The sequence below is a fragment of the Bifidobacterium sp. ESL0790 genome (genome assembly GCF_029395435.1).
Classification (GTDB): Bacteria; Actinomycetota; Actinomycetes; order Actinomycetales; family Bifidobacteriaceae; genus Bifidobacterium.
In genome coordinates this window covers 420,732-443,808 of the sequence record NZ_CP113915.1, presented here as the reverse complement: position 1 = coordinate 443,808, position 23,077 = coordinate 420,732, and the positions used below count along the sequence as shown (strand labels likewise).

The following is a 23,077-nucleotide window of genomic DNA, read 5'->3' as shown; positions in this document are numbered from 1 at the left end:
CAGCCTTATTCGACTACTGAAACAGCGAGACGCCGCAGCGCGAGCGGCAGTAGGCGTTGCCGAGCCAGGTGTGGCGGGATGTGGGCCACACGGAACCGAGGCGCGGGGCGTTCTGGCTCATCCAGATGCTGGGGAATCGACCGTCGGCCGAGCGCGAGCCGAGCAGGTTGAAGCCGTTCTTGCGCACCAGCCAGTCAGGGTGCTGCGTGGCGATGGCCAGGCCCTCCTCAAGGGTCAGGGGCATGCGCTCGTCGGATTCGATGAGCTTGCGGGCCACGTCGGGCTCGCGGTTGACGTAGGCGGTGCCGGTGTGGGGACAGATCACCAGGTAGAACGGGCCTTCCGGCGGCTCGAAACCATCCTGCGGCAGGAAGCTGGCGACGTCACGCGGGGGCATGGTGGTGAAGCCGGCCATGCGGTTGATGCTGGTTCGGGCGATCAGCGACTCGGGGCTCACCAGCTCGTGGGTGGGCACCAGGAGGATGTCGGTGCCCAGATCGCTGTCCTCAAGCGCGTCGATCAGCGGCCGGGCGAGGGCGCGGAACACCGCCTCGCTCATATCGGCCACGTCGGGATAGCCCAACGCGACGATGCGGTCCAATTGCCTTTGCGCTTCTTTAGATGCCTGCGACATGCCTCCAGTATCGCACGCGGTCATGTCACCTCACGCGGATGCGGGTGCGGGCGGCTGGGGAATCACTAGAAGAACGACAGGAGGGAAGCCTGAGGAGGATTCTTGTATTCGCTCCGTTTGGTTTTGTTGACAGGCTTTCGACCATTGGTTTGCCATCGGTTTTGTCGCTAGGTTTCAATCGTCGGTTTCGCCATTGATATTGCCATCAGTTTGCGCCATCCCCGATGGCTGTGAATCAATGACCGTGAATCGAAGTTCGGCATACGAAAAGACGCCCGACGATATGAATCATCGGACGTCCCTGAAAACGAGATTGGCATCAGCGTCGTTATCGGAATTACCGCCAACGCCGTTACCGAATCGACCCGGAGCTGTAACCTAACCGGCCCAGCGTGATTACCAAACCAATTATCTCTACAGTTTGTCGGCGAAATGCTTGCGGGCCACGATCTCGGCCAGCTCGACGGCGTTGAGCGCGGCACCCTTGCGCAGGTTGTCGTTGGTGATGAAGAAGGCGAGGCCCTTCTTGCCGTCGACGGCCTGGTCCTGACGGATGCGGCCCACATAGCTCGGGTCGCGGCCGGCGGCGAGCTGCGGGGTGGGGATGTCGGCGAGCTCGACGCCCGGCGCGTCTTTCAAGGCCTCGCGGGCCATGTCGGGGGTGACGTCGCGCTCGAACTCGGCGTTGACGCTCATCCCATGGGCGGTGAAGACGCCGACGCGCACACAGGTGCAGGAGGCCTGCAGATCGGGCAGGTGGAGAATCTTGCGGCTCTCGTTGCGCAGCTTCTGCTCCTCGTCGGTCTCCTCGCTGCCGTCGTCCACCACGTCGCCGATGAAGGGGACGACGTTGAAGGCGATGGTGCGCACCACCTTGGTGGGCTTGGGGAAATCGATGGCGGAACCGTCGAAGACGAGCTTGTCGGCGCCTTGGTCGACGGCGGCCTTGGCCTCGTTCATCAGCTGCTCGACTCCGGCGCGACCGGCCCCGGAGACCGCCTGGTAGGAGCTGACGATCAGGCGCTTCAGGCCGAATTTGTCGGAAAGGGCCTTGAGCACGGGGATGCAGGCCATGGTGGTGCAGTTGGGGTTGGCCACGATGCGGCGCGGGATGACGTCGAGGTCGTCGGGGTTGGCCTCGGAGACCACCAGCGGCACGTCATCGTGCATGCGCCATTGCGAGGAATTATCGACCACATAGGCGCCCGCCTCGGCGAATTTCGGCGCCCAGACCTTGGAGGTGCCACCGCCGGCGGAGAAGATGGCGATGTCGATGCCGTTGAGATCGGCCTTGGCGACGTCCTCGACGACGATGTCGTGGCCGCGCCAGTTGAGCACGGTGCCGGCGGAATGGGCCGAGGCCATGAACCGCAGGTCCGCTATCGGGAAGTCACGCTCGTCGAGCACACGGCGCATGACCATGCCGACCTGACCGGTCGCCCCCAGCACCGCGACATTGACTCCGCGCTCGTTGATCCGAACCATTTTCGTCCCCTTTGCGTTTTGCTTTTTGAGCGTTTTCACACCAACCGGCGACCACCGCCCCACCGCAATCTCACGTCGCGACGGCGAAGCCGCGGCACGGGAGGCGATCGCTCTTGTTATATGACTATAACGACACAAGCGGCCAGCGTGCCGACGATGTCCGAAGAGCGCGCATCGACGCGGGGATAAGGGCTATCTTCGCCTTTGGCCGTTACTCGAACGGGCTCATTAAGACTTCGGCTGGTTCAGTGAAATCAACGATTGCAGCGAATCCAACAGCCTCAGCGACCGGTGCCGCCGTAGACGACGGCCTCCACCTGGCTGGCGTCGAGGCCATAGGCGGTGTGCAGGGCGCGCACAGCGTCGTCGAGCTGGTCAAGCGGCACGAGCGCGGCGATGCGGATCTCGGAGGTCGAGATCATGAGCACGTTGATGCCCTTCTCGCTCAACGCCTCGAAGAACTTGGCCGCGAGCCCGGAATGGGTCTTCATGCCCACGCCGACCACGGCGACCTTGCCGACCTCGGAGTTGATGTCGTAGCTGGCATAGCCGAGCTCCTGCTGCTTGGCGGTGAGCACGGAATCGACCTTCTTGACCGTGTTTTCGGGCACGGTGAAGGAGATTTCGGCGGTGCCGGTGGAGGCACCGGCCTGCACGATCATGTCGACGTTGACGCCCGCGAGCGCCAGCTGGGTGAAGACCTTGGCGGCCATGCCCGGCTCGTTCTTCACGCCGCGCACGGTGCACAGCGCCTCGGTGCGGTCGTGCGCCACCCCGGAGATGACCGGGGCCTCGGGGCCGAGGTCGGGGAACAGGTCGCCCATGGACTCGTTCGCTTTGCCGCCTTTGCCGCCATTCTTGTTCGTGGCCTTCGTAGCTTCTGTGTGGCTCATCGCTCCACCTCGTTGGTTGTTGTGATTTACATGCTGTCTGATTTGTAGTTCTGTTCGTGCCTTATCCGCTGAACCGAGCGGATTGCCCGCGTCTTAACCGAGGTTGGGCAGGGTGCGCGCGTCAACCCCGTCGGGCACCACCAACGTGCCCATGCGGTGCGAGAACGAGCTGCGCACATGCAACGGCATCTTGAAGCGCTGGGCGTATTCGACGCAGCGCAGGGCGAGCACCTTCGAGCCGCAGGAGGCCATCTCGAGGATCGCCTCATAACTGATGATGGGGATGCGCCGGGCCGTGGGCACGATGCGCGGGTCGGCGGTGAAGATGCCGTCGACGTCGGTGTAGATCTCGCAGATATCGGCTCCCAGCGCCACCGCGAGCGCCACCGCCGAGGTGTCGGAGCCGCCGCGGCCGAGGGTGGTGTAGTCGCCGTCGACGTTGATGCCTTGAAACCCTGCGACGATCGCCACGCTGCCCTGCGAGAGGGCGTGGCTGACGCGCTTGGGCTTGACGGAGCGGATGTGCGCGGCGCCGAATTGGGCGTCGGTCATGAAACCGGCCTGGGAGCCGGTGAAGGAATAAGCATGCTCGCCTTCGGCGTGGATGGCCATGGCCAGAAGGCTCATCGAGATGCGCTCACCGGCGGTCATGAGCATGTCCATCTCGCGGGCGGGAGGGTTGGAGTCGATGCTCTGGGCCTGGTCGATGAGGTCGTCGGTGGTGTCGCCCATCGCCGAGACCACCACGGCCACGTCGTTGCCGGCGCGCTTGGTCTCCACGATGCGCCTGGCCACGCGTTTGAGCGATTCCGCGTCGGCGACGGAGGAACCGCCATACTTCTGCACGATAAGAGCCACAACCATTCCCATCTTCTCGGGTCATTAACCGTTCAACATCGCCCGCGCCCGTGGTCACGCTCGTGCATGCGTTTGAGAGGCCGGCACGACAAAAGGCCGACGCCTGACACACGCCACCGCACACATTTCGCCGCGCACATGCACGTGGGCCTAGCACAGCCGAACGCACTGGGGACGAACGAGGTTGTTCGTAGGAATCTCATTATAGGAACGATGGCGTACGGGCCGCCCCGATCCTTCACCATACGGGCAAAACCGTTGTCTGATAAGGCTTGAGGAACCTCCGCTCCTAAAACGCTGCTTGCGAAACCACGCTTTGCGGAACGGAGATTGGTGGATTCCGGCCTTACGCCTCGCGACGGCCGGCGAGCGCGCGGCCCAGCGTGATCTCGTCGGCGTATTCCAGGTCGCTTCCCACCGGCAGGCCGCTGGCCAGGCGGGTGACCTTGAGGCCCAGCGGGGAGAGCAGACGGCTCAGGTAGGTCACGGTGGCCTCGCCCTCGATGTTGGGGTCGAGCGCCAGGATGATCTCCTTGACCTCGTCGGTTTTGAGCCTGTCGAGCAGCTTGGGGATGGCAAGATCGCCCGGACCGATGTTGGCCATGGGGTTGATCGCCCCGCCGAGCACATGGTAGACACCGTGGAACTCGCGCGTGCGCTCGATGCTCATCACGTCCTTGGGCTCCTCCACCACGCAGATCGTGGTGTGGTCTCGACGCGGGTCGGCGCACACCGGGCACGGGCTCGTCTCGCAGACGTTGCCACAGATGTCGCAGAAACGCACCTTCTCCTTGACCTCACGGATGGCGTCGGCGAGTTCCTGCGCCTCCTCGTCGTTGGCGGAAAGCAGGTAGAAGGCGATGCGCTGCGCCCCTTTGGGCCCGATGCCCGGCAGATGCGCGAACGCGTCGATGAGACGCTGGATCGCGCCGTCATAGGCCAATGCCATGAATCCTCCTAGTGTTGCTCGTTGTCATGCCTGCTGGCCGGTTTGATGTTCTTGGGATTGTGCGGGTCGTCGGCGGCGAACTGCTCGACCTTCTTCACCTCGAAGAGTTTCTTGAGCTCGTCGAGCCCGAGAGCGGTGGCTTGGCCCAGCGATTCGTCGTTGAGCGAGTACTCGTCCTCCTCGGCCGCGACCTCCGGGCGGTTGGCGCCGCTTTCGACGTCAGGCCTCTTGAAACGCTCCCTCAAATCGGAGTTGTCGTTCGCGGCGTCTGGCGAAGGCTTGCCTTGACCAGCTCCGCCCATATTCGAAGACGCGTTGCCAGCCGCTGCGGCGGATTGCGGGGATATCGCCTGGCCAGGTGCCGCCGGTTGCGGACCAGTACCTTGCGAGGAACCGGAATCGGTCATCCCACTAGCATTTCCAGCCGTTTGTTTGGCATTCGTACCTGTATCAGAAGCAGCAGAGCCGATGCTATTGGCCGAGTCATTAGCCATGTCGCTATTCCCTGCGGCGTTGTCGACACCATCAGCACTCGGCGATGTGGAGATCGCCCACGGGTCGATCCCATCGCTGGTATCAGGAACGGCGACATACTTCTTATGGTGGGTATCGGATTCGGCCGCAGCGTCCAGCGCCTGTTCGGTCTTCGTCTCCCCACTTGCCTCGCCAGACTCATCCTCAACGTTGCCCAGCGGATGCAGCCAAGGATCGTAATCATCGTCATCCTCAGGCCGCGACCCGCCGGCGTTCGTCACCGCGTCGGAGTCAGTTTCCGTTTCGGCGTCAGCCTTGCCATCAGTTCTGACGTTCGCGCCAGTACCGGCAGCCGAATCATCATCCGCCTGTTTGGCCGTCGAAACGTTCGCGGCGGCCGCGCGCGGCTGTGCTTCTACCGGCTTCGGCTGGCCCGCTCGGTGGGACGAATCGTCGCTTTCGTCGGCGCCTTTCTCATCTTTGGCTTGGGTCTTGGGTTCGGAGGCCCCGTGCTGCGTGGAGCCGATGGATGCGCCGTCCACGAGGCCGGCCTTCGAAAGGGCTATCTTACGCTTGACCTGGGCGAGCTCGTCCGGCTTCATCCGCTTGGTCGACACGACTTTCTCACCGTTGGCCGCCACGCCGGTCGGCGCGATCATCGTCTGCTGGCCGAAGACGGAACGGACCGTGTCGAGCACCACGTTGGCGGCCTTCTCACCGTTGTGCGCGGCGTCGGAGGCCAGTGCCAGCGCGAAGGCGTGCTGGCTCAGCGCGCAGTCGAAGGTCATGGCCAGGCGTGACTTCCCGGCCGCGTTGGTCATGAACGCGATCTGCGGCACCTTGTCACGCGTGACATATTCCTTGACGCCTTCCGGCAACGCCGAGAGCACGACATCCCACTTCTCGTCGGGAGTGGCGTTCGGATCGACATGCGGTGCCGCCGATGCGGGAGCAGGAGCGCCCGCTCCCTTGGGCGACGCGGCGGCAGAAGCGTTTTGCGCACTGGACTGACCAGCAGTCTGCGAGGACGGACCGTTGCCTTGCGGTGTTGCGGGCGCGTTGGTCGGTCGGGAACCTGGCTGACGCGCGGCGGCCGAAGCTTGGGTATTCGCAGCGCCGGCGAAACCGCTTTGCGTATTCTGCGGATTCTGGCCATGCTGCCCATTGAGACGATCGGCACCTGCCATCGCAGCATTCCCATTGGCAGCGGGACCGTTGGCCCCGGCACCCATCCCACCATTGCCTCGCGGCGCGGCGTTGCGGTTCGAACCAATGAAGCCCCCGCCTTGGGCAGCAGGGCCGGAAGGATTGGCTCGTCCACCGTTCGGAGCCTGACCGGGCCGCCCTGCGTTCGCGCCGTTCTGCGCGGTAGGCTGCGTCAATCCGAAGCCGTTCTCACGGCCGGAGAGCAGGCGCGCGGCCAGAAGTTCCAGCCGCATGCGCGGCGATGTGGCGCCGGTCATGCCTCCAAGGGCGGTGTTGATGATCTCGGCCATCGCGGTCAGCGTGGAAAGCCCCAGCGCCGAAGCCTGACGATGAAGGTCACCCATGTCCTGCGCGGCGGAATCGTCGTTAAGCACACCCTCGGCCTTCTCGCCACCCAAGGTGAGCACGAGCAAGTCACGGACGCGAGAAAGCAAGTCCTCCACGAACCGCCGTGGCTCGAAGCCGCCGACCACCACTTTCTGGACCACACCGTAAAGCTTCTCACCGTCGGCGTCGATCACCGCGTCAATGGCCTCGCCGATGAGGGCGTCGGGGGTGAAGCCCAGCAGGGCCACCGCCGAATCGTATGAAATCTCGCCGTCGACCGCGCCGACCATCAGCTGGTCGAGCACGGAAAGCGTGTCGCGCACCGAGCCGCCGCCGGCACGCATGGCCAGCTTGAGCACCCCAGGTTCCGGGTCGATCTCCTCCTGGTCGCAGATCTGCTCGAGATAGGGGCCCATGACCTCCGGGGAGACCAGACGGAAGGGATAGTGGTGGGTGCGCGAGCGAATCGTGGAGATGACCTTGTCGGGCTCAGTCGTCGCGAAAATGAACATGACATGCTCGGGCGGCTCCTCCACAATCTTCAGCAAGGCGTTGAACCCCTGCTGGGTGACCATGTGGGCCTCGTCGAGGATGAAGATCTTGTAGCGGTCGCGGGCCGGGGCGAAGGCGGCGCGCTCACGCAGCTCACGGGCGTCCTCCACGCCGTTATGGCTGGCGGCGTCGATCTCCACCACGTCGATCGACCCGGGGCCGCCGGTCTCCAAGTCCTTGCAGCTGTCGCACACACCGCAGGGATGGGAGGTGGGGCCCTTGGCGCAGTTGATGCACCGGGCGAGGATGCGCGCGGAGCTGGTCTTGCCGCATCCACGCGGGCCGGAGAACAGGTAGGCATGCGTCAGCTTGCCCTCGTCCAAGGCCCTGGAGAGGGGGACGGTGACCTGGTTCTGGCCGATGATTCCATCAAAAGTGTCTGGCCGATATCGCCGATACAATGCAAGTGCCATACCCTCTAACCTACCTTCACCCGACTATCTTCACGCCTGCCCAATGAACAAGCGCATCTCCCATATACATCATGCTCCATCACACACGCCTCACGTGCCGCAAGGGACGGGGCCGGCGCGGGCCTCGCGCACGACTTGCGGGGCCACGGGCACGGATGTGGCGTACGAGACCTTCACGTTCACATCGTCGTCCTTCACCGTGCAGGAGATGAGCACGCCTCCGTTGGCGCTGGCGGCCAAGCCCGCGCGAATGCACGGATCACCCTCGCCCTTCCATTCCGAGATCGCCCCGGCGATTGCCGCCTGGTCGGCGACGCTGCGCGCGTGGGCGATGCAGATGAGCAAGCGGCCACCCATGGCTATCACCACGAGCAGGATGGCGGTGACGGCCACCAACATCACGCCGGTGACGGTCCCCGAGCCCTCGTCGTCGCCCCGCCAGAACGCACGTCGGCGCAGCATCCGCGCCAGCTTCTTGCGACGCGGCGGCTTCACGGCGGCCGAAACCACACCCGACGAATCGGTATTTGGTGAATCAGCGTCCATCACACTCCTCCTTTCCCGGCAACCTGTATTGCCGATGGTCATGTATCCCCAGCTTCCCCACGACATGCTCGGATTCCCACTTGCTATGGTTGCCCAGCGCAATCGGCGGCCCATTGCATCAGGTACTCAGAAAGGCCTCCAACGGCTGCTCCTCGATACCACCAACCAGCCCAACTTCTGCGTCAGCTCAGCGCTATTGCAACAGACCAGTCGCCTTGCCCTCGACCGCATGGGGCAGCACGTGCAGCGGATCGGGCATAACCGGGCAGCTGACCACCACATCGACCTTGGTGACGCCACGGCTGATCGAAACCTGCGCCCCATGGTCGGCGGCCTCAAGAGCCGCCGTACGCGCACGGCCGTCATCCTTGGTGGTGACGGCCACACGAGCTCCCACCGAGGCCGCGTCCTGGCAGTTCATCTCCACGGTCACCGCCCTCGCCAGCAACAGCAGCAGCGCGGCGATGACCACCACCGCCGGCAGCACCGTGGCGAACTCGGCGGTCACCACGCCACGGTCCACGCCCCTGACGGCGTCACGCGCCTTGCGGAACAGCCGACGCCCACCATCAACCAAGCGTTGCATCCCTCACCTCCTGAGACTCCTCGATAATCCGAAACTCCGATATGGAGGCATCCACTCATTCATCGGTCGAATGGATGCCGATACTGCACATGCGTCCGAAGCCCGTCGTTTCGCATCGCCCACTAGCTGGCGAGACCTCACGCGGCGACCTTCAGGGCCTTCTTGATGATGTTGAGCAGGAGCGTCTTGACTTCCCCCGATTTGAGCAGCGCGATCAGCACGGCCGCGAAGGCTGTGGCGGCCACCAGCACGACGGCGTATTCCGCCGTGACCGCGCCTTCGTCGTCACGCTCCAACCACGCGCGCACCTTCGCGTCGGCCATGCACATCTTGGTCATCGCTCGCTGCGGAATCGTCGCCAGGCCGCGGTCCGCACCGCTCTCAAGCGTCATCAATCCGTTTCCGGTTGCCATATTCATATTCATGTCTCCTCCTTTGTTGGTTGCCGCAACCACGTTGATTGCGATATGACCATTCTGGAGGAAAACGCAAGTCGAGCGAAGGAATTTCAGGTACTGTGGTCGAACGGTTTGGGTTATCCACATTTTCGGCGTGTCGCGCACAAGTTATCCACAGTGACCAAAGTTATACACATTGCAAATCGCGGATATATTCAGAAACGATGCCCGTATAGCAAAGCCCCCACCATCGCCATGGCGGAGGCAAGACACCATACCCATACAGGACTGAAGGCACGCTTAAACTCAAACGTGCCGGACGACATCGTCTGCGATTCACGACATGAAGGAGCCTATCGACGGGAGGACACCGATAAGCACAAACGCCGGCAGAAAGCACAGCGCGGTCGGCATCAGCAGACGCACCGAAAGCTTCGACGATCCACGTTCGATGAGCGCCCGCTCCCTGGCATCAAGCTGCTCGATGGTGCTTTCCAAGCGGGATATGGGTGAGATTCCGTATAGCCACGAGTCCTCAAGGGCGCCCTCGAAGATCTTGAGCATCTCGGCCGAAGTGCGTTTGTCCGAACCGTTATTCGGCAGTTCCGCGGCCTTATGCCGCGCGCTCGCGTCGCCGGCTTTTTCACCATCACCTTGCCCAGCTGCCGCGGAGGCCAGCAGCCATGCGTCCTGCCACTGCAATCCGCTCGAAAGCGCCTTGGCCGCGCAAGTCAGCCCATCGCCCAATTCGCCATGGATCAGCGAACCGACCAAATCCAAGGCATGCGGAATGGAGGCGCCCTGACGGATGGCGACGACCATCATCTCAAGCACCAGGTTGAGCGATACGGCCACATCGTCATGATGTGCCAGCGCGACAAGCCTGGCATCGGCGCTCTGGCCCACCCGCCGGCAGATCAGATAGCAGCAGGCTCCCGCCCAACAACCCGCCAGGCACGCCATCGCAATCCACATCCTCCGGTCCTTTCCCACAGTTCCATTCATCGCAATATCGTTCCGGTCACGTCATCGCTCCGGTCACATCATTCGTTCGCAGCTAATCGTTCAATTCAAAATGAATTCCGGCGGCATACGAATCACCCCGACGGCACGGGCACCGTGAAGGCCTTGGCCACGTCCTCCATCTCGCGCATCATCGCCCGCATCCACATCAGCCCGATGCCGTAGACGCATGAGCCAAGCAGAAAGCAGATACGCCCCACGCCCGTGCCGACCAGGAACGCCAGTGAATTCGCGCCCATGAACTCGCCGAGCACCAAGGTGGCGAACGGCAGGGCGGAGAGCAGCTTGACGGTCGACTTCGGCATGGCGAAGGCGTTGCCACGCAGCGTGCGCATCATCCGGTTGCGTTTGTACGAGGCGCTCACGGCGTCCAGGCAACGCAGCGCGCCGTATCCCAGTTCATGGCTCACCTTGCACGCCAAGTCCAGCTCGGCGGCGGCCTGGTCGGCCTGGTCCACCGTCTCGTCGCCATCCAAACTACGGACCAACAGGGTACGCAGCTGGCCTCGGCTGGGCAGCGCCGCTCCAGTGACCATCACGCCATCGCCCGAGGCCTCGCGGAACGCCTGCTCAAGCGACGAGCCGGTGCGAATGCGCGCCTTCGCGTTCTCCATAACCGAAAGGATGCCCTGATGCTCCTCATCCTCCATCTCATCGACGTCGCCGTTCGCCGCTTCGAAGGAAGACAGCCGCGAATCGACGTGACGACGGCGGACAAACAAAAGCAACGCCACCAAGGCCAGCGCGACCAACAGCAAGCGCCAACCCTCCACCAATCCACCCATCGGTTTCCTCCTTCATCCATCTCAAACACCATCCCGAACCCGATAGCTCGGACGCCGAACTCCTTGACCCCAAACGGTGAGGCACCATGCGCCAAGCACCAATCACGCCACTCCCCCGCGCCGCATCATCTCGGGCCAACGCCGACCACAGCTAGGTCCATTGCCGAACAAACTGCCCCCACATCGGCCCGGGCACCGCGCCCTCCCTGCCGTTCCATGTGGCTATGGGCACACCCACGAACTCGTCGTGGGCGACCACCAGCCTGCCAATCTGGACGATATGGCGCTTGCCCTCAATCCGCTCCAAGTGCAGCACGACGTCGAAGGCGTTGGCGGCCAGCATCATCAGCGCCTGCCGGTCGAGCCCGGCCAAAAGCCCCAGCGCCACAAGCCTCGATGGCACACGAGCCACGTTGTCGGCGTGCAGGGTGACCATGCCGCCGTGATGGCCGGAATTGAAGGCCCTCAGCAAATCAGCGATCTCCTCGCCACGGCACTCGCCCAGCACGATGCGGTCGGGCCGCATGCGCAACGTCGCCTTCACCAGCTCGGGCAAGCCAACTGCGCCGGCCCCTTCCACATTGGCCTCGCGAGCCACCAGCGAGACGTAATCGCCACGTTTCAGATCTCCGAGCTCGCGCACCTCCTCGACGCTGACGATGCGCTCATTCGGATCACATTGATCCAAAAGCGCCTTCATCAACGTGGTCTTGCCCGATCCGGTGCCCCCGGTGATCAGTATGGTGGCACGTTTGCGCACCAGCCCGCACAGCACCGAGAACCACGACGTCGGGAACAGCCCTTCGGCTCCCAAACCGCTCAGCCTGGGGACGAAACGACTGGGGAAACGAATCGAGATCGCCGCGCCCTCAGGCACCAACGGCGCGATGACCGCGTGCACACGAATACCCTCGGAGCTTGAGGCATCGGCGATGGGGCACGCCTCGTCGAGCCTCCTGCCCAGCTGCGAGCACAATTGCGAGGCGTACTGGCGCACCACCTGCGGCGAGCGGAAGGGGATGGCCGGATGGTATTCGCGCATCCCCTCTCCCCGATCGACCCACACCCTGCCCTCACATGTCACCGCGATGTCGGTCAGCTTCGAGTCGCTGACCAGCGGTTGCAACGGACCGAACATCATGGCCGCCCACCTCCTTTGCGTCCCTTGCTAAGACACGCGCACAGCTTCTTGAGCACGGGACGCTCGGCCCTGCCGACGCCACGCACCCCCATTCCTTCCAGGATGTCGCTGGCGCGATGGGCGTCGGGCGCGAGCGGGCCGAGCACCTCGCGACCCAGGAACGAGGCCGCCTCGCCCACGTTGACCACGCCCCGGCCGTGTGAGGTGCCGCGTGGCTGGACGCCCAAAACGGCCAGCACGCCGGATCCGTCGTCGCGCTCCTTGGCCGACGAATAATGCGAGAGCAGCGACTTGGCGCGTATTAACCCCAACACCGAAAGCTCGGTGACGATCACCTTGTCCATGCCCTGCGAGCCCGGCAGCTGGGTGAGCAGGTGGCCTCGCCCCGCGTCGAGGATGACGATGTCATTGACCTCGGCGAGCCCGGTCAACGCGGCCGACGTCTCCCACCATTCCGGCCTTGTGCCGTTCCACGGGTCGCTCGCCAGCACGGGTATGCCCCGCCAACGCGGCAATCTGGCGGAAATCGCATGGCCGTCCACCCGCCCCAGCGGCGCGTTCAACGTGCTGAACCGCAACCCCTTGTCGTTCTCCAGCCCGAGCAGGACGTCGAGGCCACCGCCGTCGAAATCGCCATCGACCAGCGCGCAATCCCAACCTTCATCGACGCATTGCAAGGCAACGAGCGATGATATGACGCTTACGCCCACGCCGCCGCTGGCACCCACGAAAGCCACGGTGTTGCCCGCGAAACCGGTGACGCCCTCATCCTCATGCGGGGCGGTAAACCCGGTTTCCGGCTGCGGCGCCACCACTCGCGAACCCGTGGCGACCAGCTCACGCGGCGCGAATCCGGGACGGGAGACCTTCACCATCTGCGTGGCCGGCCCGTCACGTCCCACGTGCCGCCTCTGCCCCACCTCAAGGCCTATCGGGTTGCGTGACATGGCCGAAGGAGGCCTGGCCACAGGCATGGTTGCCCCACGCCGCACCACCGCGGTCCCGGCGGCGGGCACAGGCACCACGCACGCCTGCCTGCCACCACGCGGCATATAGGTCTGTTGGGGCACGGCGCGCTGGTCCGCGCTCCCATACCAGCGCTGGCTGGGGTTGGCCGAACCGGCGAATCCGCTCCCACTTTCGTTCATGAAATCGCTCATGCGTCCATTGAAGCGCCCGGAACATCCTCAAGTAAAGCTCAACGGGCCTATGTGGTCGAACGGTTGGGGTTATCCACATTTGAGGCGTGTCGCGGTCTTTGGACGCAATTTATCCCCAAGGTTGTCCCCATTTCGGGTTATCCACAGTCTCGTTTCCATGCGCGATTTATCCACAGCATCTGAAAACCTCCGGAATTATCCACAATTCCGTGTTTCTATTCAAATTTATCCACACTGACCGCCACGAAGCACACAACTAAAAATATCGAAGAAACGGGAAACGAAAACCAAAACGCAAGCAACCCGCATCGAAGCACCAAATAACAAGGAACAAGCAAGCAGCAAAAAGGCAAACAAAAAAGGCCTTGCGAACCAAGCTGATATCTCAGCCGGCTCACAAGGCCTTGTTGAATCAGACGCACCGTTCAGCGATTTTCCGGCGCCCAACGCCTAGGCATTGAGTCGCAAAATCGCGGCGCATCCCGTTAGATCACTCGTCGAACGGATCGAAATCGCGGCGGATGCGGCGGCGCGGACGCTCGCTGCGCTCCTCGCGGTCCTCGCGATACTCGTCATAATGGTCGTCGGTGGCGTAGCGCGGGTTGCGGTCGTTGCGACGGCCGCCACGGTAGCCGCCGGAACGGTGGGAATCACGGCGTCCGGAACGGCGGTCATCGTAGCGGTCTCCACGATCGCCACGGTCATCACGGTCCTCACGGCGACGACGCGGACGATCCTCAAAATCACGATCATCGCGATCACGACGCTCGGAGCGACGGTCGTCGTAACGTCCACCACGGTCCTCGCGGTCATCACGATCCTCACGACGACGACGCGGACGATCCTCAAAATCACGATCGCCACGGTCATCACGGTCACGGCGATCGTCACGGCGGTCATCATGACGATGGCCACGATAGCCGCGATCATCACGACGTCCGTGCCCACCACGGCGATCATCGCGATCACCATGGCCACGGCCACCACGAGCGCCGGATTCCTGGTCCTCGAAGCCGGGGATGGCCAGCGAGATCTTGCCACGGTCGTCGACGCCCTGCACGATCACCTCAACGGTGTCGCCTTCCTTGAGCACGTCCTCGACCGCGTCGATACGCTCGCCGTTGGTGAGGTTGCGGATCTGGGAGATGTGCAGCAGGCCGTCGGTGCCGGGAGTCAGGTTGACGAACGCGCCGAAGCTCGTGGTCTTCACGACCTTGCCGTTGAACGTCTCGCCGGCCTCGGGGATGTGCGGGTTGGCGATCGCGTCGATGGTGGCCTTGGCCTTCTCGGCGCCGTCGCCGCCCTCGGAGGCGATGTAGACGGTGCCGTCGTCCTCGACGCTCACGTCGGCGCCGGTGTCTTCCTGAATCTGGTTGATCATCTTGCCCTTGGGCCCGATGACCTCGCCGATCTTGTCGACCGGGACGTGGGTGGTGAGGATACGCGGAGCGTACGGGCTCATCTCGGCCGGGGCGTCGATGCACTCGTTGATGACCTCGAGGATCGTGGTGCGCGCTTCCTTGGCCTGCTGGAGCGCGGCGGCGAGCACGTCGGCGGGAATGCCGTCGAGCTTGGTGTCAAGCTGGAGCGCGGTGATGAACTCGGAGGTGCCGGCGACCTTGAAGTCCATGTCGCCGAAGGCGTCCTCGACGCCCAGGATGTCGGTCAGGGTCTTGTAGATGTGCTTGCCATCCACGTCACCGGAGACCAGGCCCATCGCGATGCCCGCGACGGGGGCCTTCAGCGGTACACCGGCGGCGAGCAGCGAAAGCGTGGAGGCGCACACGGAGCCCATCGAGGTGGAGCCGTTGGAGCCAAGGGCCTCGGAGACCTGGCGGATGGCGTAGGGGAAATCGTCCTTGCTGGGCAGCACGGGCACGAGGGCCTTGCGGGCCAGCGCGCCATGGCCGACCTCGCGGCGCTTGGGCGAGCCCATGCGGCCGGTCTCGCCAGTGGAGAACGGCGGCATCTCGTAATCATGCATGTAGCGGCGGGTGTTGGGCCCGGAGATGGCGTCGATGGTCTGCTCCATCTTGAGCATGTTGAGGGTGGTGACGCCCAGGATCTGGGTCTCGCCACGCTGGAAGAGCGCGGAACCGTGCACGCGCGGCACCACGTCGACCTCGGCGGAGAGCGTGCGGATATCACGCAGGCCGCGGCCGTCGATGCGGAAGTCCTCGGTCAGGATGCGCTTGCGGACGATCTGGCGCTGCAGCTCCTTGAAGGCGTTGCCGAGCTCCTTGTCCTTCTCCATCTCATCCATGTCGGTGAATTCGTCGGCGAGCTTGGCGCGGACGTCTTCCTTGATCTCGTGGATGCGCTCCTGGCGCGGCAGCTTGGCCGCGATGGAAAGGGCCTCATTGAGGTCGGCGTGCGCGATCTCGTCGATGCGGCTGAAGATCTCGTCGGTGTACTCCGGGAAGAGCTTGAACTCCTTGTCGTTGGCCTTGCCGGCCTTCTCCTTGAGCTCGCTCTGCGCCTCGCACAGCGTCTTGATGAACGGCTTGGCGGCCTCGAGGCCACCGGCCACGACCTCCTCGTCCGGCTTGATCTGGCCCTCGTCGTAGATAAGGTTCCAGGCGTTCTTGCCGGCGCCGGCCTCGATCATGGCGATGGCCACGTCGCCGTTCTCGACCACACGGCCGGCCACGACGATCTCGAAGACCGCGCGCTCACGCTCGCTCCAACGCGGGAAGGCGACCCACTGGCCGTCCACCAGCGCCAGGCGCACACCGGAGACCGGGCCCTCGAAGGGTAGGCCGGAGATCATGGTGGAGGCCGAGGCGGCGTTCAGGGCGATCATGTCGTAGGCGTCGTCGGGGTTGCAGGCGAGCACCGTCTCCACAACCTGCACCTCGTTGCGCAGGGTGTGGGGGAAGAGCGGGCGCAGCGGCCGGTCGATGATGCGGCAGGCCAGGATCGCGTCGTTCGAGGGACGGCCTTCGCGGCGGAAGAACGAGCCGGGGATCTTGCCCGCGGCGAACATCTTCTCCTCCACGTCGACGGTCAGCGGGAAGAAGTCGTAGTTCTCCTTCGGGCTGCTGCCGGCGGTCGTGGTGGAAAGCACCATCGAATCGTCGTCCAGGTAGGCGGCCACAGCGCCGTCGGCCTGCTGGGCCAGGCGGCCCGTCTCGAAGCGCAATGTGCGCTTGCCAAATGTTCCATTGTCTATTACGGCCTCAACGGCCTTGATTTCGGGACCCTCCAAGGGTTCCTCCTTTGTTTGTTCCTATTTTCTATCTACCACTTCAAAATGCTCTATTGGCCGCGGGCCTCACTGCTCTTCTTTGCGGCAAACCTGGCCGCATCGCATCCCGCATGTCATTCTTCACTTTTCAGCTTCGTTTTTCATTATCGGCCTTCACCTTAAGGCCGTCCTGCGTTTCTTCACTCGCGAACACCGTTGGCGGTCATTCACCGCCGTTTTGCTTACTTCACTCAACATCCAGCACACGGTTCTCTACCTATTAAAACGCCCGAGCATAGATGCCCGGGCATTATAAGAGCTATCGGCGCAGACCAAGACGCTCGATGAGGGAACGGTAACGGTTGATGTCGACCTTCTTGAGGTAATCAAGCAGACGACGACGGTCACCGACCATCAGAAGCAGGCCACGACGGGAGTGGTGGTCATGCTGGTGGGTCTTGAGGTGCTCGGTCAGATCGGAGATACGCTTGCTCAGCAGCGCAACCTGGACTTCGGGAGAACCCGTATCGCCTTCGTGCGTCGCGTACTTCGTGATGATCTCGTGCTTCTGTTCAGCCGTAAGTGCCACGGCATCCTCCTTGTAGTTGCTGCGCGGTGCCACCGGCTCGATGCCGGAGCGCTCTCTATCCGCGGGCGAATTCACGCCAAGTTTTAAGTATACGGACTGGTGTGGATGAACGCGGCCCCACCGTTGGAGAACCCACCTTTCAGTGGAAAAAGCACCAAAAACGCCCCTAAAAAGTGCTTTCCCCACTGAAGGTGCCGTTTACTGAGGAGAAAAGCATCATTTTGAGTGTATTTTGGTGCTTTTCTCACTGAGCACCGCGCCATACGCACTGGGTGCTACGTTGCACATTGGGCAGCAGCGTCACACCGCGTATAGCAGCCCGCTGAACAGCACGATCAGCAGAGCGATGGCCTCGATGACGAAGAAGAGGATGAACGAGGCCCAGCTGTGGGTGAGCACGTTGAGCGGCGAATCCTTGCTGACGCCGATGAGCAGGCCGACGAAGACGATCGCGTAGACCGCCACGGCGAACAGCGCGGCGATGATGCCGAGGTTGGCCGCGTTGGCGAGCACCGACGAGGGGCCGTAGACCACGTAGGTGGAATACCAGAACTTGAAGCGCAGCAGCGAGACCCCGCCGATCAACTGTTCGGCGGAGAGCGTGACCAGGAAGAGGATGCGCCAGAACCAGCCGTGCTCCTCGACCATCGACAGGCCGATGCACGCCAGGGCCACCACGGTCACCGTCCACGAGACCAGCGCGATGCCCTGCGGCGCGAAGTGGCTCAGCATCCTGACCACACGGGCCGTATGGTCCATCGCCATCGTGCGGCCAAACCAGTAGGGCACGATGATCGCGGCGAGTAGGATGACGATGAAGACGGCCCAACGCACCGGATGCGAGCGCCTGCGCTGGATGTCGGCCAGGGAGAGCTCGGTTTCGGGAATCGAGGCCTCGGGATGCTTGGAGACGTTGACCGTCTCGACCTTGCCCTCGACGATCTCGACGGCCTTGTTGTCGTTGTCTTCGATGTCGCCGATATCACCGGCACCGTCTTGGGTGCTTTCGCGGGCTCCGGTTGAGACGCCGGCCTGGCTCGCCTTGTTGTTGGCGCCTTGAGTGTCTTTGGTCTTTTCGGTATCTTCGCTATGGTCGTTTCCCGACGATCTGCTCGCCATAGAACATCCGCCTCGCTCGTGCCATTTGAAATTCAGGACCACGGTGAAACCACCGCGGAGAGCGGATGACGGGAATCGAACCCGCGTAATCAGTTTGGAAGACTGAGGCTCTACCATTGAGCTACATCCGCGCATCATCCTCGCGCCATTCACCAATCACCATCGGCGACTCGCGAACCACGCGAAAAACGACAAACGCCAGTATACACGAGCCGTGGAATCAGCGGGAAGCGAGCGTGAGCCGACCGGCCACAACGCCGGTTCTGCGTTCTGCCGCCGCCAAACCAGTGAGAAAAGCGCCAAAATGCCCCAGAAAAAGATGCTTTTCTCCTTAGGCAAGACATCTTTCAGTGGGAAAAGCACTTTTATGACCACTTTTTAGTGCTTTTCTCACTGGTTTCGCGCGACCTTCATACGCTACCACAGCAGAATGGACACCCATCTTGACGATGGGTGCCCATTTCAGCGGTTAGTTGCAGCTAGGCTGCAACCAGCAACGTTGCCGCGCGATTACTTACGATGCGCGCGGTAGAAACGAATGAGGCTCTGCGTGGACGCATCCTGCTGCGCCAATGCCTCGTCGTCCTGCGAAATCGCCGGGGTGATCTGGCGGGCGAGCTGCTTGCCGAGTTCGACGCCCCACTGGTCGAAGGAGTCGATGCCCCAGACGGTGCCCTCGGTGAAGGTGATGTGCTCGTAAAGCGCAATGAGCTCACCGAGCGAGAACGGGGTGAGCGCATCGCCGAAGATCGAAGTGGTCGGACGGTTGCCGGAGAAGACACGGGCCGGGACGATAGCTTCAGGTGTGCCCTCGGCGCGAACCTCGTCGGCGGTCTTGCCGAACGCGAGCGCCTTGGTCTGCGCCAGGTAGTTGCCGAGGAAGAGCTCGTGCACGTCCTGGTCGCCGTCCTTGGCCGGATTCGGGGTGTTCGCGAAGGCGATGAAGTCGGCGGGAATCATCTGCGTGCCCTGGTGGATCAGCTGGTAGAACGCGTGCTGGCCATTGGTGCCGGGCTCGCCCCAGAAGACCTCGCCGGTCTCGGTGACCACCGGGCTGCCGTCCCAACGCACGGACTTGCCGTTGGACTCCATGGTGAGCTGCTGCAGGTAAGCCGGGAAGCGGTGCAGGTACTGGTCGTAGGGCAGCACGGCGTGTGTGGCGGCCTTGAAGAAGTTGCGGTACCAGACGTTGAGCATGCCCATCAGCACCACGACGTTCTTCTCGAACGGGGTGTTGGCGAAATACTCGTCGATCTCGTGGAAGCCGGCGAGGAACTCCTCGAAGCGCTTGGGGCCGCAGACGATGGCGATGGAGGTGCCGACCGCAGAATCGACGGAATAGCGGCCGCCAACCCAGTTCCAGAAGCCGAAGGCGTTCTGCGGATCGATGCCGAATTCCTCGACGCCCTTGAGGTTGGTGGAGACGGCGATGAAGTGCTTCTTGATGGCCTCGGCGCGCTTGGCGTCACTGCCGTCGATGGCGCCGGACGCCTTGAGACCGTTCAAGAGCCAGGTGCGTGCCTCACGCGCGTTGGTCAGGGTCTCAAGGGTGGTGAAGGTCTTGGAGACGACGATGAACATCGTGGCCTCGGGGTCGAGATCCTTGGTCTTCTCGGAGATGTCGTTCGGGTCGATGTTGGAGACGTAACGGGCGGAGATGCCGGCGTCCGCGTAGGGCTTCAGGGCCTCGTAGACCATGACCGGGCCCAAGTCGGAGCCACCGATGCCGATGTTGACGACGGTCTTGATCTTCTTGCCGGTCACGCCACGCCATTCGCCGCTGCGAACCTTGTCGGCGAACGCGTAGATCTTGTCGAGCGTAGTGTGCACGTCCTTGACCACGTCCTGGCCGTCGACGATGAGCTTGCCCTCGTCACTGGCCGGGCGACGCAGCGCGGTGTGCAGCACGGCGCGATCCTCGGTGGAGTTGATGTGCACGCCGGAATACATCTGCTTGATGCGCTCGTCGAGCTTCACGGCCTTGGCGAGGTTCGCGAACAGCTTCAGCGTTTCGGGCTGGATGAGGTCTTTAGAGAGGTCGAAGTGCAGGTCGCCGGCCTCGAAGCTCAGCTCCTCGACGCGGTCGGGCTCCTCGGCGAACCACTTCTTGAGGTCGATGCCCTCGCTCTTCAGCTCGTCGAAATGCTGTTGCAGCGCCGCCCATTCGGGGGTTTTGGTGGCGTCGATAGGAGGATTGATGGCCATGGTTAAGGTCCTTTCATCACTTGCCGCGGCGGTGGTCTCGCGGCCTCGTCATATCTTCTCACATGTTGCGAAGGCGCGCTCCCAGCCGCTTGCTACGCCTCTCAATTTACTCACAAAAGCAGACACAACAGCACAAAAAACGTCGCGTCCGTCAACTTTGACATAACGCGATATTCCAAGTCGGCAAAGCGAAAGCCGAACGATTCTAAAACCTGCAGCCCACCATCAAAAAACAGGCACACTCATACTCAATATATTGCGGCACACAAGTTCAGCGCGCAACGACGGCTTCGGCTTCCCTTGCCTCAGTATCAGCCTTCGCGGCGGCCGCTTCCTCGGCCTTGACAATGGCGTCCATCTTGGTCTCGGCCTCGGCCTCGCTCATCCCCGTGGCCTCTTTGAGCGCGTCGATACGATCACGCAGCACAATGGCGCGATCCAATGCCTTCTGCTCTTCTGGAGTCAAATCGCGAACCGTGATGGTCGGCCCCCACTTACCATCATCGATACCTTCCTCAGCCTCGTACGTCCACCTGTCAAGTGTTTCCCGAGTGATGCCAAGACTCTCGCAGAGTTCCTTGTCTTCCATTTCCGCACGTTCCTTATCGTCCATTTCCATATCGCCCTCCTTTCAATAGACCCAGCTCTTTCAGTATAGCTTTCGTCGGTGGTGTATTCGCATGGAAAATCTCCCAACAGCCATGAGAATTTCCCCGGAAAACCAATTCCACAAAACGTCCTTTGCCGTCAACTCCGATAGCGGACCATCGCCCCGAGCCGTCATCCCTCCGCTTGAATTTCATCAACGCACGCCAAGCCGCCCGGACGTCCTCATCATTGAGCTGAGGATGCCGACGATGGATACGCGGATGGACTATCGGTTCTTCGTTCATATATTCATTGAACAGGAAATCGCCCAATTACCGAGGCAAAACAGGGCACTGTGGTCGAACGGTTGGGGTTATCCACATTTGAGGCGTGTCGCGCGTATTACGCGAAAGTTATCCACAGTCCCGAAGCACAATTGCCTAATCACCCCTCCCTTTTACCGCATACCCCTATAATGAGGCACCATGAGCCTCGCTTTCACGGATTCCCTCGCCACGTCGACCAAGTCGGCCAAGTCGGCCAAGTTAGCCAACGGCAGCACCGACGTCTCCACCGACGTGGCTAAAGGCACCGGCTCAACCAGGCTTTCGAGCTCTGACTCGCCAACCCCCGCAACCACGCAAGCTCCTTCGCACCAGCGCCGCCCCTGGTACATCCTCCTGCCGCTGATCGTCAACCTGATCGCCTACATCGTCATGTTCCCCGGCGTCGACTCCCCCGACGCCGTCGACCAGCGCAAGCAATACGCCACCTGGACCTTCAACAAGCAGCACTCCATCCTCGACACGTTCTTCCTCGGCTTCGTCGCCCGCAACCAGCTCTGGCTGAGCAACCTGTTGCAAATGCTCATCTTCTCCGGCTGCATCATCGTCGCCCTGGCCGTTCTGGCCCGCCGCGTGAGCCGCCGCGCCCTGCTGGTCGCCACCCTGCTCTTCAGCTTCTACCCGCTTTTCCCGGCCTATTCAATCTCCTGCACCAAAGACGTGCTGTGCGCCGGATTCACGCTGCTGCTGTGCGTGGAGGTCTTCGAGGCGATCGATACGAAAGGCAAGATTCTGCGCCGCCCGTGGTTCCTCGCCGGCCTGGCCGTCACGCTTTTTCTGACCAACGAGTTCCGCAAGAACAATTTCATCTTCGTCTTCGCGATCATCATCTACCTGCTCATCCATTTCCGCCGCTACTGGAGGCAGCTGGTCGCCTCGCTGGTCGCCTTCGCGGCCCTGAGCGCGGCCTGGGGCACCTACTGCGACTATGGTTTGAAGGCCAAGCCTTCCCCCACTACCGAGATGCTGGGCGTGCCGCTCATGCAGGTGAGCTACATCTATTATCAGGATCTCCACGGCTCCCCGCAGCACCTGAGCCCGCAGGCCAACGCCTATTTCACCTCCATCCGCCCCGAAAGCGAATGGGCCCGCAACTACGATATCGAGCGCCTGTTCGTAATGACCAACAAGGTGCCCTCGCTCACCGGCAAGGACCTGCGCCCGTTCCTCAAGAACTGGAGCGACCTGTGCTTCTCCAACCTCGGTACCTGCGTGGCGGGGTACGCGAAATTCGAGGGCTCGCTGGTCAACCCGCTCCAGGTGACCGACGACCAATACAGCATCCTTGCCGCCATGCTGCACACCGACAAGGGCCACGCCGTGTATTCCAAACTGGCGCCCATACCTCACGTGATCTTCAATCTGGCCATATTGGATTGGGTCATGATCGCGCTTGCCGTTTTCGCGTGGCGACGCGGCATGCACGAGCTGCTGCCGTTGTTCCTCATACCGCTGGGCATCGGCGTCTCGCTGATGCTTTCGGCGCTGGCGGTGCAGATACGCCTGATGCTCGGCTCGATCATCCTGATTCCGTTCCTCGCGGCGCTGGTTTTCGGGCGCGAGAAGAGGGATGGGACAGCAAAGATAGCAAAGGCGGACTGAGCGGGGGCTGGAA

The 23,077-nt window shown here is 62.6% G+C and carries 19 protein-coding genes and 1 tRNA gene; 1 reads left to right on the top strand and 19 read right to left on the bottom strand.

The window, feature by feature from the left end:
- Positions 1–13 precede the first annotated feature (13 nt).
- The 19 genes from OZY47_RS01585 to OZY47_RS01495 all read right to left on the bottom strand — a co-directional run bounded on the left by OZY47_RS01585 (position 14) and on the right by OZY47_RS01495 (position 21,149).
- Positions 14–634: a DUF5701 family protein gene (locus OZY47_RS01585; RefSeq protein WP_277178209.1), complete on the bottom strand. Its 621-nt coding sequence runs from the start codon at positions 632–634 to the stop codon at positions 14–16.
- A 414-nt stretch (positions 635–1,048) separates the two neighbouring features.
- Entirely contained in the window at positions 1,049–2,119 is a 1,071-nt protein-coding gene (locus tag OZY47_RS01580) for an aspartate-semialdehyde dehydrogenase (protein WP_277178208.1), read from the bottom strand.
- A 281-nt stretch (positions 2,120–2,400) separates the two neighbouring features.
- On the bottom strand, positions 2,401–2,943 hold the full coding sequence (locus OZY47_RS01575; protein ID WP_277179037.1) for an ACT domain-containing protein: 543 nt from the start codon (positions 2,941–2,943) through the stop codon (positions 2,401–2,403).
- Between the two features lie 162 nt (positions 2,944–3,105).
- Positions 3,106–3,870, bottom strand: a complete 765-nt coding sequence (locus tag OZY47_RS01570; RefSeq protein WP_277179035.1) for an aspartate kinase — start codon at positions 3,868–3,870, stop codon at positions 3,106–3,108.
- Between the two features lie 346 nt (positions 3,871–4,216).
- Positions 4,217–4,819, bottom strand: coding sequence for a recombination mediator RecR (gene recR / locus OZY47_RS01565; RefSeq protein WP_277178207.1), 603 nt, complete (start codon positions 4,817–4,819; stop codon positions 4,217–4,219).
- Between the two features lie 8 nt (positions 4,820–4,827).
- A complete protein-coding gene (locus tag OZY47_RS01560; RefSeq protein WP_277178206.1) occupies positions 4,828–7,791 on the bottom strand; it encodes a DNA polymerase III subunit gamma and tau in 2,964 nt (987 codons plus the stop codon).
- Positions 7,792–7,881: 90 nt separating this feature from the next.
- Positions 7,882–8,337 carry an Rv3654c family TadE-like protein gene (locus OZY47_RS01555; protein WP_277178205.1) on the bottom strand — a complete coding sequence of 152 codons (456 nt, stop codon included), beginning with the start codon at positions 8,335–8,337 and terminating at the stop codon, positions 7,882–7,884.
- Positions 8,338–8,530: 193 nt separating this feature from the next.
- Positions 8,531–8,923 carry a TadE family type IV pilus minor pilin gene (locus OZY47_RS01550; protein ID WP_277178204.1) on the bottom strand — a complete coding sequence of 131 codons (393 nt, stop codon included), beginning with the start codon at positions 8,921–8,923 and terminating at the stop codon, positions 8,531–8,533.
- Positions 8,924–9,060: 137 nt separating this feature from the next.
- Positions 9,061–9,348: a DUF4244 domain-containing protein gene (locus tag OZY47_RS01545; protein ID WP_277178203.1), complete on the bottom strand. Its 288-nt coding sequence runs from the start codon at positions 9,346–9,348 to the stop codon at positions 9,061–9,063.
- 309 nt (positions 9,349–9,657) lie between these two features.
- Positions 9,658–10,296 (bottom strand): hypothetical protein, encoded by a 639-nt coding sequence (locus tag OZY47_RS01540; RefSeq protein WP_277178202.1) that lies wholly within the window; start codon positions 10,294–10,296, stop codon positions 9,658–9,660.
- 122 nt (positions 10,297–10,418) lie between these two features.
- A complete protein-coding gene (locus OZY47_RS01535; RefSeq protein WP_277178201.1) occupies positions 10,419–11,129 on the bottom strand; it encodes a hypothetical protein in 711 nt (236 codons plus the stop codon).
- Between the two features lie 151 nt (positions 11,130–11,280).
- Positions 11,281–12,270: an ATPase, T2SS/T4P/T4SS family gene (locus tag OZY47_RS01530; RefSeq protein ID WP_277178200.1), complete on the bottom strand. Its 990-nt coding sequence runs from the start codon at positions 12,268–12,270 to the stop codon at positions 11,281–11,283.
- Positions 12,267–13,430, bottom strand: coding sequence for a hypothetical protein (locus tag OZY47_RS01525; RefSeq protein WP_277178199.1), 1,164 nt, complete (start codon positions 13,428–13,430; stop codon positions 12,267–12,269). Before OZY47_RS01525 ends, OZY47_RS01530 begins: the two co-directional genes overlap by 4 nt.
- A 490-nt stretch (positions 13,431–13,920) precedes the next feature.
- Positions 13,921–16,638: a polyribonucleotide nucleotidyltransferase gene (locus tag OZY47_RS01520; protein WP_277178198.1), complete on the bottom strand. Its 2,718-nt coding sequence runs from the start codon at positions 16,636–16,638 to the stop codon at positions 13,921–13,923.
- A 298-nt stretch (positions 16,639–16,936) separates the two neighbouring features.
- Positions 16,937–17,206, bottom strand: coding sequence for a 30S ribosomal protein S15 (gene rpsO / locus OZY47_RS01515; RefSeq protein ID WP_277178197.1), 270 nt, complete (start codon positions 17,204–17,206; stop codon positions 16,937–16,939).
- Between the two features lie 300 nt (positions 17,207–17,506).
- Positions 17,507–18,187, bottom strand: coding sequence for a hypothetical protein (locus OZY47_RS01510; protein WP_277179033.1), 681 nt, complete (start codon positions 18,185–18,187; stop codon positions 17,507–17,509).
- A 198-nt stretch (positions 18,188–18,385) separates the two neighbouring features.
- A tRNA-Gly gene (locus OZY47_RS01505) sits at positions 18,386–18,456 on the bottom strand.
- A gap of 379 nt (positions 18,457–18,835) precedes the next feature.
- Positions 18,836–20,530 (bottom strand): glucose-6-phosphate isomerase, encoded by a 1,695-nt coding sequence (pgi, locus tag OZY47_RS01500; RefSeq protein ID WP_277178196.1) that lies wholly within the window; start codon positions 20,528–20,530, stop codon positions 18,836–18,838.
- A gap of 271 nt (positions 20,531–20,801) precedes the next feature.
- Positions 20,802–21,149: a hypothetical protein gene (locus OZY47_RS01495; protein ID WP_277178195.1), complete on the bottom strand. Its 348-nt coding sequence runs from the start codon at positions 21,147–21,149 to the stop codon at positions 20,802–20,804.
- Positions 21,150–21,603: 454 nt separating this feature from the next.
- Here OZY47_RS01495 and OZY47_RS01490 point away from each other — a divergent pair, with 454 nt between their 5' ends.
- The gene (locus OZY47_RS01490) at positions 21,604–23,064 is read left to right on the top strand and encodes a DUF6020 family protein (protein WP_277178194.1); all 1,461 of its coding nucleotides are present in this window, start codon (positions 21,604–21,606) and stop codon (positions 23,062–23,064) included.
- The last annotated feature ends 13 nt before the right edge of the window (positions 23,065–23,077 follow it).

Bases quoted from the DNA above. Each gene is read 5' to 3' on its own strand.
- OZY47_RS01575 (WP_277179037.1), bottom strand. From the start codon at position 2,943: ATGGGCGACCTGTTCCCCGACCTCGGCCCCGAGGCCCCGGTCATCTCC.
- OZY47_RS01530 (WP_277178200.1), bottom strand. From the start codon at position 12,270: ATGATGTTCGGTCCGTTGCAACCGCTGGTCAGCGACTCGAAGCTGACC.
- pgi (WP_277178196.1), bottom strand. From the start codon at position 20,530: ATGGCCATCAATCCTCCTATCGACGCCACCAAAACCCCCGAATGGGCG.
- OZY47_RS01545 (WP_277178203.1), bottom strand. From the start codon at position 9,348: ATGAATATGAATATGGCAACCGGAAACGGATTGATGACGCTTGAGAGC.
- OZY47_RS01540 (WP_277178202.1), bottom strand. From the start codon at position 10,296: ATGTGGATTGCGATGGCGTGCCTGGCGGGTTGTTGGGCGGGAGCCTGC.
- OZY47_RS01535 (WP_277178201.1), bottom strand. From the start codon at position 11,129: ATGGGTGGATTGGTGGAGGGTTGGCGCTTGCTGTTGGTCGCGCTGGCC.
- OZY47_RS01585 (WP_277178209.1), bottom strand. From the start codon at position 634: ATGTCGCAGGCATCTAAAGAAGCGCAAAGGCAATTGGACCGCATCGTC.
- OZY47_RS01580 (WP_277178208.1), bottom strand. From the start codon at position 2,119: ATGGTTCGGATCAACGAGCGCGGAGTCAATGTCGCGGTGCTGGGGGCG.
- OZY47_RS01560 (WP_277178206.1), bottom strand. From the start codon at position 7,791: ATGGCACTTGCATTGTATCGGCGATATCGGCCAGACACTTTTGATGGA.
- OZY47_RS01555 (WP_277178205.1), bottom strand. From the start codon at position 8,337: ATGGACGCTGATTCACCAAATACCGATTCGTCGGGTGTGGTTTCGGCC.
- recR (WP_277178207.1), bottom strand. From the start codon at position 4,819: ATGGCATTGGCCTATGACGGCGCGATCCAGCGTCTCATCGACGCGTTC.
- OZY47_RS01550 (WP_277178204.1), bottom strand. From the start codon at position 8,923: ATGCAACGCTTGGTTGATGGTGGGCGTCGGCTGTTCCGCAAGGCGCGT.
- OZY47_RS01490 (WP_277178194.1), top strand. From the start codon at position 21,604: ATGAGCCTCGCTTTCACGGATTCCCTCGCCACGTCGACCAAGTCGGCC.
- OZY47_RS01495 (WP_277178195.1), bottom strand. From the start codon at position 21,149: ATGGAAATGGACGATAAGGAACGTGCGGAAATGGAAGACAAGGAACTC.
- OZY47_RS01525 (WP_277178199.1), bottom strand. From the start codon at position 13,430: ATGAGCGATTTCATGAACGAAAGTGGGAGCGGATTCGCCGGTTCGGCC.